The sequence below is a fragment of the Pantoea sp. X-Soil-TKNS-1207 genome (genome assembly GCF_059730485.1).
In genome coordinates this window covers 4,269,378-4,282,182 of sequence record NZ_AP035958.1, presented here as the reverse complement: position 1 = coordinate 4,282,182, position 12,805 = coordinate 4,269,378, and the positions used below count along the sequence as shown (strand labels likewise).

Below are 12,805 nucleotides of genomic sequence, written 5' to 3'. Positions count from 1 at the left end.
TTTATGGCCGAAAGCCGCTGCGCTCCGCTGGGAAGTAATCTGATAACGTCAGGTAATGTTTTCGTCGCTCAACCGCCGCCAGGCGGGGAAGGTGAAGGGTGCGCACGCTTCCAGATCGCGGAAATCAGCGCCGCGCCGCCTGTTCAGCCTCCACATTTGCCGCTAGAGTGAATGATCCAGGGAATATAAAGGAGGCGTCATGCTCTACATCTTTGATTTAGGCAATGTGATTGTTGATATTGATTTTAACCGTGTGCTGGGTGTCTGGAGTGACCTGGGGCGGGTGCCGCTGGCGCTGCTGCAAAGTCGCTTTCGCATGGATGACGCCTTCGAACAACACGAACGCGGTGAAATCAGCGATCAGCAGTTCGCCGCCCGGCTGTGCGAACAGCTGGACGTCGCACTCAGTTATGAACAGTTCACCGCAGGCTGGCAGGCGGTGTTTGTCGACGTACGCGCGGAGACGCTGGCGCTGATGAACCAGCTACGCGCCAATGGTCATCGCGTGGTGATCCTCTCCAATACCAACCAGCTGCATTATGAGTTCTGGCCGACGCAATTTCCCGAGGTGCAACAGGCGGCCGACAAGCTGTATATGTCGCAGGATATCGGTATGCGCAAACCGGAAGCACGCATCTATCAGCATGTATTGGAACACGAAGGCTTTACCGCTGATCAGGCGGTGTTCTTTGATGATAACCGCGCGAATATCGAAGCGGCACGCGCTCTCGGCATTGAAAGCGTGCTGGTCACCGACAGCAAAACCGTGCCTGACTGGCTTGCAGGTCGTCTCTGAGTGAAGCTGCTGCGACATCTGCGCCACTCCTCACATGCGTTTTTCCTGTGGGTAAAGCTGCTGTGGCGGCGGATTGATGAAGACAAAATGACGACGCAGGCGGGTAACCTCGCCTACGTCTCTTTGCTGGCGCTGGTGCCGCTGATCGCGGTGGTGTTTGCGCTGTTTGCCGCGTTTCCGGTGTTCTCCGATATCAGCGTTCAGCTGAAAAACTTCATCTTCACCAACTTTATGCCGGCGGCAGGCAATACCATCCAGCGCTATCTGGAGCAGTTCGTCGCTAACGTTAACAAGATGACCGCCGTGGGGGCGGTTGGCCTGATTGTCACGGCGCTGCTGCTGATGCACTCCGTCGACAGTGCGCTGAACACTATCTGGCGCAGCGATAAACAGCGCCCCATGGTGTACTCGTTTGCGGTGTACTGGATGATTCTGACGCTTGGCCCGCTGCTGGCGGGGGCCAGTCTGGCCATCAGTTCTTATCTGCTGTCGCTGCGCTGGGTGAACGCTTCTGGCGTCTACAGCCTGATCGAACAAGTGCTGCGCATCTTTCCCCTGTTACTCTCGATCCTCGCATTCTGGCTGCTGTATAGCATTGTGCCTACGCGTCGTGTCCCCCCGCGCGATGCGCTGGTGGGTGCGATTGTTGCGGGCCTGCTCTTTGAGCTGGGCAAAAAGGGTTTCGCGCTCTATGTTACGATGTTCCCTTCGTATCAGTTAATTTACGGGGTGTTAGCGGTAATCCCGATTCTGTTCCTGTGGGTTTACTGGACCTGGTGTATTGTGTTGTTAGGCGCGGAAATTACCGTCACGCTGGACGATTATCGTCAGCTAAAACAGCGCGAACGAGAAAAAGAACGAGAGGAAACATGATTGCTTTAATTCAACGCGTCAGTCGCGCCAGTGTCAGCGTCGACAACGCGATTGTGGGAGAGATTGGCGCCGGTTTGCTGGTATTACTGGGTGTTGAAAAGGGCGACGACGAACAAAAAGCACAACGGTTGTGCGAGCGGGTGCTGGGCTATCGCATCTTTGGTGACGAGAACGACAAAATGAATCTCAACGTACAGCAGGCGGGCGGCAGCGTGCTGGTGGTTTCACAGTTCACGCTGGCCGCTGACACGCAAAAAGGGATGCGGCCTTCCTTCTCTGGCGGCGCGGAACCGGTTGAAGCCGAGCGCCTCTATCACTATTTCAGCACATGCTGCCGTGAGCAGGGCGTGACTACCGCCAACGGCCGCTTTGCCGCCAATATGCAGGTTGAGCTGGTTAACGATGGTCCGGTGACCTTTTGGTTGCAGGTGTGAGGTTTTCAGCAGAGCGGCAAGGGATCGGCCACGCAAGCTCCGAACGAGAGAATCACTTTATGTATCATCTTCGCGTACCGCAAACTGCCGAAGAACTGGATATGTACTACCAGTTCCGCTGGGAAATGTTACGAAAGCCGCTGCGCCAGCCGCAGGGTTCCGAACGTGATGCCTGGGATGCGCTGGCTCATCACCAGATGGTGGTGGATGAGCAGGGTAAACCGGTGGCGGTTGGACGGCTGTATATCAACGCTGAAAACGAAGCGGCGATCCGTTTCCTCGCCGTGCACCCTTCCGTGCAGGGCAAAGGGCTGGGTACGCTGGTGGCGATGACGCTGGAGTCCGTGGCGCGTCAGGAAGGGGCGAAACGCGTGACCTGTAGCGCGCGCGAAGATGCCGTCGAGTTTTTTGCCAAGCTGGGATACGTCAACCAGGGCGAAATCACCGCGCCACAAACCACGCCGGTACGCCATTTCCTGATGATCAAACCGGTAGTAACGCTCGATGATATCCTGCACCGCGCCGACTGGTGTGGACAGTTGCAGCAGGCATGGTATGAACATATCCCGCTGAGCGAAAAAATGGGTGTGCGCATTCTCCAGTACACCGGACAGAAATTTGTTACCACCATGCCGGAAACCGGCAACCAAAACCCCCATCACACCTTGTTTGCCGGCAGCCTGTTCTCGCTGGCCACACTCACCGGCTGGGGATTGATCTGGCTGCTGCTGCGCGAACGTCATCTGGGCGGCACCATCATCCTCGCCGATGCGCATATTCGGTACAGCAAGCCAATCAGCGGCCGTCCGGGCGCGATTGCTGACCTTGGCTCGCTCAGCGGCGATCTCGACCGTCTGGCGCGTGGGCGTAAAGCGCGCGTGCAGATGGAGGTTGAGCTGTTTGGCGATGAAGAGTTAGGGGCGGTGTTTGAAGGGGTCTATATCGTGCTGCCTGCCGATCCGCAGGGACCACTGGAAGAGGGTGGGTCCGGCGCGCGTATTGATTAAGGTCGCGGTCGCCATTGAGGGCGACCGGCTCCTCGCTTTACGGGTGAACCTGCCCGCCATGTATGGTCTGCTGCACCGACTGCGTATCCGTGGTTACCGACAGGCTTCCATTGACACTCGGCCGCAGCGGCGCAGCGGCACTGAGTGAGCCGTTGATCTGCAACTGCAAATTGCTATTCCCACTCAGCGGCAGCGCGGGCCAGCCCCAGTTCTGCAACACATTCGCCGGGACTGCCTGGCCTTTCAGATTCAGCGTTAACGGACGCTGCGCCTGCTGGCCGACGGTAGCCGTTCCTTCCAGCAAACCGTTGCCGTTAAAGGCGCTCAACTCACTGACCTGAATCTGCTGGTCATCCGCGTTAAAGCTGATCGACGGATGGCGCAAATCGGTACGATTGAAGGTGGCTTCGGCCGCGTTAAAACTGGCTTTACCCGCCCAGATCCCCCATTGCTGCTGACGAGCCAGCAGCAGGTTATCCCCGTTGCCATCCAGCGCCGTCATCTGGAACGGGAACGTCGGATTGATATCAATGATCAGGTTGCGATTGGCGGTCACGCGTTTTACCAGCACGCTATCCAGCCATGTTGGCAACGCCTGCTGCCAGCGATCGCGCCAGTTCTGCGGCAGGGTATATTCCAGCCCGGCAACCGCCAGCTCATCCAGCGTCAGACGTTTGTCGCTGCGCGTCCAGCTGCCGCTGGCGCGGATCACGCCGTTGGCCCAGCGTGAACTGAACTGCGTCAGTGCGATGCCCTGTGACGAAAAATCCGCATTGACGATCGGATCGTTCAGCTCAAAAGCGCCGTTAATAAAGTTACCCGCGTTCATCGCCAGCGAGCCGTCATCGCTCTGCCAGTCATTGCCGCGCCACGTCAGGTTTTTCAGGGTTAAATCAAGATCGGTCACCGCCCAGTCTGGCCCCTGCAGGCGCGCATCGGTCATATCGAGGCGACTAATGCTGACGGAAGGGACGTCGCTCAGCGGCGTGAGGAAGTCAGGCAGGCTTTTATGGGTTTGCATGCGGATATCATTGAGGCGCAGCTGGTTAATCTTCCAGTTGCCCTGCGCGTCGCGCTCGGCATTGCCGGTCATCGAGCCGCGCGCCAGATCGGCGCCAATGTTACTCAGCACCAGACGACGCTGCGCCACGTTGCCCTGCAACAGCACGTTATTGCCTTTGACGCCATCCAGGGTCATCTCCCCGGCGCTCATCTGGAACTGGGCATCGCTGCCCATCATATCGCTGCCCGTCGGCTTCCACGGCACAATGCCGCCGTTCACCTGGCGCGCGTACATGGGTAGCGCGCTGCCGGGGCTGTCGATGCGCATATTATTGAGTTGCAGGCGGTTGGCCTGCATCGGCAGGGCGTTATCCGGCGTCAGGTTAGCCAGGTTCACTTCGCCATCGCGCAGTTCAATGCTGCTGAAATGCAGTGGATCGCTGAACTGCACCAGCGCCAGTCCGAGATCGACACGTTTGGCGACCAGCACCGCAGGCTGACCGTCGTGACCAAAGCTAAAGTCATCAAGGATGATGTGGGAGGGCGAAGAGAAGTTGTGTTCGATTTTGCTCAGAGAGAGATGCCAGGCCGTTTTATCGCTCACCCAACGGCTAAACCAGCCCGCGCCCCATTGTGTTTGCAGCAACACATACAAGACAACCAGGGCCAGCAGAATCAGCAGCAGTAAGGTAAGGAAAAACTTGCCAAGAAATTTCATCGCATCCATCCCGATCTTTTATCCGGTGAGATGCTGTTATGCCTGAATTACCGTTACAGCTCAACAGCCTGGATGTAAAAGCGGATAAATAACAGGCAGGCCGTAGCCTGCCGTTGCTATTACTTTTCCTGCGGGAAGATGAGGTTAAGCACAATTGCGGTAATGCCACCCGCGGCAATGCCCGATGAAAGCAGGGTTTTCAGCCAGTCTGGCGCGAATTGCAGAATCAGCGGCTGCTGAGAAACGCCCAGGCCCACCGCCAGCGATAGCGCAATAATCATGATGGCGCGACGGTTCAGTGGCTCACGCGAAACGATGCGCACACCCGATGCGGCGATAGTCCCAAACATCACGATAGTGGCGCCGCCGAGTACCGGTTCCGGGATATGTTGCACAAAGCCGCTGACCGCCGGGAACAGACCGAGCACGATCAACATCAGCGCCACCACAAATCCGACATAGCGACTGGCCACGCCGGTCAACTGAATCACCCCATTGTTCTGGCCAAAGCAGGAGTTCGGAAACGTATTGAACAATGCGGATACAAAAGAGTTGAGGCCATTTGCCAGTACGCCGCCTTTCAGGCGTTTCATATACAGCGGGCCGCTCACCGGCTGCTCGGAAACGTCAGAGGTGGCGGTGATATCACCGATGGTTTCCAGCGAGGTAACCATAAATACCAGCATCAGCGGGATCAGCAGATTCCAGTCAAAGCCCAGGCCGTAATAAAGCGGCGACGGCACGGCAACCAGCGGCTGACTGGTCGGCGCGGCCGTTGCTGGCAGCATACCCAGCGCCCACGCCAGCAGATAGCCGACAGCCATGGCGATCACCAGCGAAGCCACGCGCAGATACGGATTGCGCTGGCGATTCAGCAGAATAATCACCAGCAGCACTGCGCCGGCCAGCAGCAGGTTTTTCGGTGCGCCAAAGCTGTGGTCGCTCATGGCCGCAAAGCCACCGCCGATGGAGGTCAGGCCGACCTGAATCAGCGACAGGCCAATGATCATCACCACAATGCCGGAGACCAGCGGGGTGATAATGCGGCGCGCCAGATGCAGCACGCGCGACAGCACCATCTCAGTACAGGAGGCAACCATCAGCGTGCCGAACAGCGCCGCCATCATAGTGGGCACGTCAGCGCCGCCGTTTTTCAGCGCCATGCCACCCATAATCAGCGGGGTGACAAAGTTGAAGCTGGTGCCCTGAATCGACAGCAGGCCAGAACCGACCGGTCCCCAGGTTTTAATTTGCAGAATCGATGCCACGCCAGAAGCGAACAGCGACATGCTGATAATGTGCTGCGTATCCTGCGCGGGTAAACCCAGCGCCTGGCAGATCAGCAGCGCGGGGGTAATCACCGCAACAAACATCGCCAGCAGATGCTGACAGGCGGCAAACAGGGTTTGCGGCAGCGGTGGACGATCTTCCAGACGATAAATCAGTTCACTGTTTGCCGCGACGGCGGCACGGGCAGGCTGGCGGGACTCAGCGGTATTGACGGACATGGTGGACGTTCTCAATCACAACAAAGGGGCGATTTTAAACCGATGCCGAATGAAAGCAAACGTTTGCAAAGCCCCTTTTTACTTCCTGCCGGTCAGAGGGTAAAGACGGTGCGGCAGCGACTGTCATCCTCGCCCCAGGCGTGGTTCACTTCGCTGAGCGGACGCATCTGGAATGGGATGGAGAAATCGCTCTCTGCCGCCGCCGCCAGCAGCTCGCCAATACAGGCGACCAGCTCCGGGTGCGATACGCTGCCGAGGCCGCTGCCCATCAGCGTCAGGCCTGAGGAGCGCAGCAATTTGCTGTGCAGCGGGATTTCCTGGCCGCTCAGCGAACCAATCTGCACAAAGCGCACCACCTTTTCGCCACCGGCCACTGCCGCCTGCATGATATCGAGAGCGCTCTGACCCCAGAGATAATCCAGCACCACGTCGATACCTTCAGCCATCAGCGCAGGCAGCGCCGTGGGTAGCGCATCCAGCGTCAGCGTGATATCGGCCCCCTGGGCGCGCAGCTGCTCCAGCACTTCACGGTTGCGACCGGTGGCGATAATTTTCCCGGCGCCCAGATGGCGGGCGATGCGCACCGCCAGCCCGCCAGAGGTGCCGGTGGCGCCATTGATCAGCACGGTTTCGCCCGCGCGCAGCTGCGCCCGTCGGGTCAGCGCCGCCCAGGATGACATGCCGGGGTTGGCGAGCGCGGCAGCCAGCACCGGGTCCAGCGTCGGTGGTAGCGGCACGATACTATCGACCGTAACCTGGGTTCTCTCCGCCATGCTGCCCCAGGGGGCGTTAAATGCGAGGAAGTACACCGGGTCGCCATTGCTCAGATAACCGCTGCCATCGATGCCGGTAATAAATGGATATTGCGTGGTGGAGCTGTAGTGTGTCCCGGCGGCACGCGCTTTGGCCAGCTGGCTGATGGCTGCGGCTTTCACCGTGACCACCACCTGGCCGTCATCAGCCTGAGGCTCCGGGAAATCACCGTATACCGGCAGTTCGCCTGCTGCGGAAACTATCGCTGCTTTCATGTTTTCACCTTCAGTTAATCGGGATATATGTGTATTATGCACACATTATGCCTGCCTCGGGATGCCGTCAATGAAAAGTGTGCAAAATACACATAATAGTACAGCCTTCGATGATCTGCACAATGCGCTGCTGACCATCGTTGGTACCTTTAACCGTCCGCAACGCGATGAATTACTGATTAAAGAATCCAATATTCAGCTGGATCGCGCGCTGTTTCCGCTTCTGGTGCAGATCAGCCGTTTTGGCCCGATCGGCGTGGTCGAACTGGCTGACCGGGTGGGGCGTGATTACACCACGGTGAGTCGGCAGGTGGCGAAACTGGAGGAGATTGGGCTGGCGCAGCGGCAGAAAAGCCTCAAGGATAAGCGGGTGAACGAAGCCGCCATCACGGCGGCTGGGAAAGCGATGACCGATAAAATCGATGCGGCGCGCGCGCAAATTTATGATGGGGTTTTCCAGCACTGGCTGGAGGATGAGCGTACCGAGCTGGCGCGGTTGTTGCAGAAATTCGTCGCGGATTTCACCGCGCTGGACCGCCATAACAACGCCGGTTAGGCGTTGCTGTAGCGCTCGGTTTCCGGCAGCCAGCGTTCAATCAATGCCTGCGCCTGTTCGGGATAATGCTGGTGAATATGGCGGGCGACGCGCTGAACTTCGGGGATCATGCTTTGATCGCGCAGCAAATCGGCGACTTTGAACTCGGCGTTGCCGGTCTGACGTGTGCCGAGCAGTTCGCCGGGGCCGCGGATTTCCAGGTCATGCTGAGCGATAACAAAGCCGTCGTTGCTGTCGCGTAGCACCTGCAAACGCTTCTGCGCCGTTTTGCTCAGCGGCGCTTTGTACAGCAGCACGCAATGCGAGGCGACGGCACCGCGACCAACACGGCCGCGCAGCTGGTGCAACTGCGCCAGACCAAGACGCTCCGGGTTCTCGATAATCATCAGGCTGGCATTGGGCACATCCACCCCCACCTCAATCACCGTGGTCGCCACCAGCAGCTGAATCTCATTGGCTTTGAACGCCTGCATCACCGCCTGCTTCTCGGTTGGCTTCATGCGGCCATGAACCAGCCCGACCTGCAAGCCCGGCAGCGCCACTTTCAGCTCCTGCCAGGTTGCTTCTGCCGCCTGTGCTTCCAGCAGCTCGGATTCTTCAATCAGCGTACACACCCAATATGCCTGGCGTCCTTCATGACAGGCGTTCTGCACCCGCGTGATGATCTCACTGCGGCGGCTATCGGGAATGGCGACGGTGGTGACCGGCGTACGGCCCGGAGGCAGTTCGTCAATCGTCGAGGTATCCAGATCGGCATAGGCGGTCATCGCCAGGGTGCGCGGGATCGGGGTGGCGGTCATGATCAGCTGATGCGGATGGAAACCCTGTTCTTCGCCCTTTTCCCATAGCGCTAAACGCTGGTGGACGCCAAAACGGTGTTGTTCATCGATAATCACCAGCGCCATGCCTTTGAACTGCACCTGTTCCTGGAACAGCGCATGTGTGCCCACCACCATGGCCACCTGGCCGCTGGCAATGGCGTCCTGCTGCGCCTGACGCGCTTTGCCTTTTTGCTTGCCCGCCAGCCAGCCCACTTCAATACCGAGCGGGGCAAACCACTGGCGGAAGTTATTGGCGTGCTGTTCGGCCAGCAGTTCGGTGGGGGCCATCAACGCGACCTGTTTGCCGTGGGCAATCACATTCAGCGCGGCCATGGCCGCCACCAGCGTTTTGCCCGAGCCAACATCGCCCTGCACCAGGCGCATCATCGGGAAATCATGTGCCAGGTCGCGTTCGATTTCAGCGACCACGCGCTGCTGCGCACCGGTCGGTGAGAAGGGCAGCGCCGCCAGCAGTTTATCGACCAGTTCATGGCGGGCAGGCATTGGCAACGCGTGATGACGCTGCGCGCCCGCGCGCACCGCCAGCATACTGAGGTTATGTGCCAGCAACTCTTCCAGAATCAAACGGTGCTGCGCCGGATGGCGGCCGGTTTCCAGCTCGCTGAGACGTAAATCCGGCGGTGGACGATGCAGGGTATGCAGGGCATCCGGCAGGCTCATCAGGCCGCCGCTCAGTTCCTGTGGCAGCAACTCGGCAATGGCACAGGTTTCCAGCAGCGTCAGCGCCTGATCGGTCAGGTTGCGCAGCGTCGCCTGACGAATACCTTCGGTGGTGGGATAGACCGGCGTCAGCGTTTCCTGCAACTCCACGCCGCTGTGCTCGCCCTGAATACGGTATTCCGGGTGAATAATTTCTGCGCCGCGCTGACCGCGTTTGATCTCGCCATAAGCGGTGACGCGGCGACCGGTTGCCAGACTGTTTTTCATCCCGGCATTGAAATTGAAGAAGCGCATGGTCAGCACACCGCTGCCGTCGCTGATCTGGCACACCAGCATCCGGCGGCGGCCAAAGGTGATTTCGCTGTGCAGCACTTCGCCTTCCACCGTGGCCCAGATGCCCGGCAGCAGGTCGTTTATGCGATAGAGTTGGGTGCGATCTTCGTAGCGTAGCGGCAGATGCAGCAGCAGATCCTGGATGGTGAACAGGCCGATTTTAGCCAGTTTCGCCGCCTGGCTGGCGCCGACGCCGGTCAGGGTACTGAGCGGGATGGCATCCAGCAGACGGCCTTTCATTTTTTGCCCGTCGCTTGCATGGTCGCCCACCAGTCGGCATCGGCTTCCACTTCGCCTGCGTCGTTGATGTGCGGATAGGGCAGCCCTTTTTGCTTCGCAACACGCGCCAGCACCGGGTAGCCACCTTCAAACAGCAAACGCTGCTGCTCCTCTTCATCCAGCAGGCTGTAAGTACGCTGGTACATCCCGGCATTTTGCCGCTGACGTTGCGCTTCATACAGAATCAAGGCGGAAGCCACCGACACGTTGAGCGACTGCACCATGCCGACCATCGGGATAATGATGTCCTGATCGGCCAGCGCCAGGGCTTCAGCGGTGATGCCGGTTTTTTCCTGACCCATCAGGATGCAGGTTGGCAGCGTGTAATCGATCTCGCGGAAATCTACCGCTTTGGCGGAGAGATTGGTCGCCAGCACCTGCATCTTCTGATCCTTCAGATGGGTGACGGCTTCGGCGATATTGCGGTGGGTTTTCACTTTGACCCAGCTGTTGCTGCCCGCAGAGGCGGAGACCATGGTACGCATACGTACGCTGGGCCATACCGCATGGACTTCGTGGATGCCCACGGCATCAGCCGTACGGATCACCGCCGAGACGTTGTGCGGCTTATGCACCTGTTCCATGCAGACGGTGAGATCGTGCTGGCGCAGGGCCAGCATCTCGCGAATACGAGCAAAACGTTGAGCGTTCATGCACTAATTACGGTTTCGGTGGACTTTAATCACATCCGGCATTACGCGGATTTTACGCATAATGTTAGCCAGATGGACGCGATCGCGCGCGGTCAGACGGATAAAGGCGCTATAAACGCGACCGTCTCTCTCTTCGGTATTGAGGCTTTGAATGTTGGAATCGGCGGTGTTGATCGCCGCAGTCAGGTTGGCCAGCGCCCCCTGATGGTTAAACATGTCGACTTTAATCTCGGCGACAAATTCCTGATCGGTCACGATATCCCATTCAACCGGCATGAATTTTTCCGGTTCTTTCTGGTAGCCGCGAATATTGCGGCAGGATTCGTGATGCACCACCAGACCTTTACCCGGACTAACGTGCGCGACGATGGGATCGCCTGGAATCGGGCGACAGCATTTGGCAAAGGTGATCAGCACGCCGTCAGCGCCTTTAATCGGCAGCTTGTTGCGCTTATTACTGATCAGCGGTTCAGCGCCGGATTGCAGCAGATTTCTGGCGACCACGACGCTCATCGCGTTACCGAGGCCAATTTCTGCCAGTAAATCGTCCATGCTGGCCAGCTTCATGCGATCAAGTTCCTGCTGGATATTCTCCGCAGGAATCTCCGCCAGTTTGCGGCTGCCGCCCAGCGCATGGCCGAGCAGACGACGGCCGAGGTTGACTGAATCCTCGCGCTTGAGGTTTTTCAGCAACTGACGAATTTTGGCGCGCGCTTTGGAGCTGACGACAAAGTTGAGCCAGGCGGCATTAGGGCGTGCGCCTGGCGCAGTAATGATTTCGATAGTCTGGCCGCTGGTGAGCGACTGCGACAGCGGATAAGGCTGGCGATCAACACGCGCGCCTACGCAGGCGTGGCCGATATCGGTGTGGACGGCATAGGCAAAGTCGACCGGCGTCGCCCCTGCGGGCAGTTCGACAATGCGGCCTTCTGGCGTGAACACGTAGATCTCATCCGGGAACAGATCCGATTTCACGCTCTCGATAAATTCAAATGAGCTACCCGCGCTTTGTTGCAGCTCCAGCAGGCTTTGTAACCAGCGCTGAGCACGTACCTGCGCGGTGGTGCCACTTTCACCGGCCTGTTTATAGGCCCAGTGCGCAGCAACCCCCATTTCCGCCATCTGATCCATATCTTCAGTACGGATCTGCACCTCGACCGGCACGCCGTGCGGGCCAATCATCGAGGTATGCAGGGATTGATAGCCGTTCGCCTTGGGGATGGCGATGTAATCTTTCACACGTCCGGGACGCGGTTTATACAGGCTATGCATCTGGCCGAGCACGCGATAGCAGGTATCTAAATCTTTCACGATGACGCGAAAAGCATAGATATCCATGATCGAGTGAAATCGCTGCTCTTTCAGGTGCATTTTGCGGTAGATCGAATAGAGATGTTTTTCACGGCCACTGACGCGGCAGGCAATACCCGCTTCCTGCAGGCGACCATCAATCTCAGAAAGAATCTTCTGGATCATCTCTTTACGATTACCGCGCGCCGCTTTTACCACCTCTTTAATTACCCGATAACGGTTCGGGTAAAGCGCTTCAAAGCCCAGCTCTTCCAGTTCGGTTTTCAGGTGATGAATACCGAGACGGTGGGCCAGCGGGCTATAAATTTCGAGGGTTTCCAGTGCTATACGACGGCGTTTATCCGGTCGCAGCGAACCGAGCGTGCGCATGTTATGGGTGCGGTCAGCCAGTTTGATCAGAATGACGCGGATATCCTGCACCATCGCCATGATCATTTTGCGGAAGTTTTCAGCCTGGGCTTCTTTCTTATCGCGGAACTTCAGCTTATCGAGTTTTGACACCCCTTCCACCAGCTCGGCAACGCTTTTGCCAAACAGCTGTTCCATATCCTGGTAAGTGGCGGGGGTATCTTCGATAACATCGTGCAGCAGCGCCGCCATCAGCGTTTCGTGGTCGAGTTTCATCTCGGCCAGAATGCAGGCAACGGCTACAGGATGGGTGATATAAGGCTCACCGCTGGAGCGTGTCTGACCCTCGTGGGCATCACGCGCAACAAGATAAGCTTGCTTGAGGCGCTTGATTTGCTCCTCAGGCAAGTATTTTTCAATCAGTTGATTGAGGCTTTCAAACAGATACAAGGTTGAC

The 12,805-nt window shown here is 58.0% G+C and carries 11 protein-coding genes; 5 read left to right on the top strand and 6 right to left on the bottom strand.

Features of this window, described 5'->3' with window-relative positions; genetic code table 11:
• Window positions 1-199 precede the first annotated feature (199 nt).
• Genes yihX through fabY form a run of 4 tightly spaced genes read left to right on the top strand, consistent with a single transcriptional unit; the run spans window position 200 to window position 3,110 of the window.
• Window positions 200-796, top strand: coding sequence for a glucose-1-phosphatase (gene yihX, locus AC6I8V_RS19970; protein WP_497843894.1), 597 nt, complete (start codon window positions 200-202; stop codon window positions 794-796).
• 6 nt (window positions 797-802) lie between these two features.
• Complete coding sequence (locus AC6I8V_RS19965; RefSeq protein ID WP_497845892.1) at window positions 803-1,669, top strand: virulence factor BrkB family protein; 867 nt, start codon at window positions 803-805, stop codon at window positions 1,667-1,669.
• Entirely contained in the window at window positions 1,666-2,103 is a 438-nt protein-coding gene (gene dtd / locus AC6I8V_RS19960) for a D-aminoacyl-tRNA deacylase (protein WP_497843893.1), read from the top strand. The genes AC6I8V_RS19965 and dtd overlap by 4 nt, the downstream gene beginning before the upstream one ends.
• Before the next feature lie 59 nt (window positions 2,104-2,162).
• On the top strand, window positions 2,163-3,110 hold the full coding sequence (gene fabY / locus AC6I8V_RS19955) for a fatty acid biosynthesis protein FabY (RefSeq protein WP_497843892.1): 948 nt from the start codon (window positions 2,163-2,165) through the stop codon (window positions 3,108-3,110).
• Between the two features lie 37 nt (window positions 3,111-3,147).
• Here fabY and AC6I8V_RS19950 read toward each other — a convergent pair whose 3' ends face one another.
• From AC6I8V_RS19950 to AC6I8V_RS19940, 3 genes are all read right to left on the bottom strand, one after another.
• On the bottom strand, window positions 3,148-4,830 hold the full coding sequence (locus AC6I8V_RS19950) for an AsmA family protein (protein WP_497843891.1): 1,683 nt from the start codon (window positions 4,828-4,830) through the stop codon (window positions 3,148-3,150).
• 119 nt (window positions 4,831-4,949) lie between these two features.
• Entirely contained in the window at window positions 4,950-6,338 is a 1,389-nt protein-coding gene (locus AC6I8V_RS19945; RefSeq protein ID WP_497843890.1) for a nucleobase:cation symporter-2 family protein, read from the bottom strand.
• A gap of 92 nt (window positions 6,339-6,430) precedes the next feature.
• Window positions 6,431-7,366 (bottom strand): quinone oxidoreductase family protein, encoded by a 936-nt coding sequence (locus AC6I8V_RS19940; protein WP_497843889.1) that lies wholly within the window; start codon window positions 7,364-7,366, stop codon window positions 6,431-6,433.
• A gap of 70 nt (window positions 7,367-7,436) precedes the next feature.
• On the opposite strand from AC6I8V_RS19940, the gene AC6I8V_RS19935 reads away from it, so the two are divergent.
• A complete protein-coding gene (locus AC6I8V_RS19935) occupies window positions 7,437-7,922 on the top strand; it encodes a MarR family winged helix-turn-helix transcriptional regulator (protein ID WP_497843888.1) in 486 nt (161 codons plus the stop codon).
• Here AC6I8V_RS19935 and recG read toward each other — a convergent pair.
• The 3 genes from recG to spoT are packed head-to-tail and all read right to left on the bottom strand — an operon-like array spanning window position 7,919 to window position 12,798.
• Window positions 7,919-9,997, bottom strand: a complete 2,079-nt coding sequence (gene recG, locus AC6I8V_RS19930) for an ATP-dependent DNA helicase RecG (RefSeq protein ID WP_497843887.1) — start codon at window positions 9,995-9,997, stop codon at window positions 7,919-7,921. The two genes, AC6I8V_RS19935 and recG, sit on opposite strands and share 4 nt — an antisense overlap.
• Entirely contained in the window at window positions 9,994-10,689 is a 696-nt protein-coding gene (gene trmH, locus AC6I8V_RS19925; RefSeq protein ID WP_497843886.1) for a tRNA (guanosine(18)-2'-O)-methyltransferase TrmH, read from the bottom strand. The genes recG and trmH overlap by 4 nt, the downstream gene beginning before the upstream one ends.
• A 3-nt stretch (window positions 10,690-10,692) precedes the next feature.
• Complete coding sequence (spoT, locus tag AC6I8V_RS19920; RefSeq protein WP_497843885.1) at window positions 10,693-12,798, bottom strand: bifunctional GTP diphosphokinase/guanosine-3',5'-bis pyrophosphate 3'-pyrophosphohydrolase; 2,106 nt, start codon at window positions 12,796-12,798, stop codon at window positions 10,693-10,695.
• Window positions 12,799-12,805: the final 7 nt, after the last annotated feature.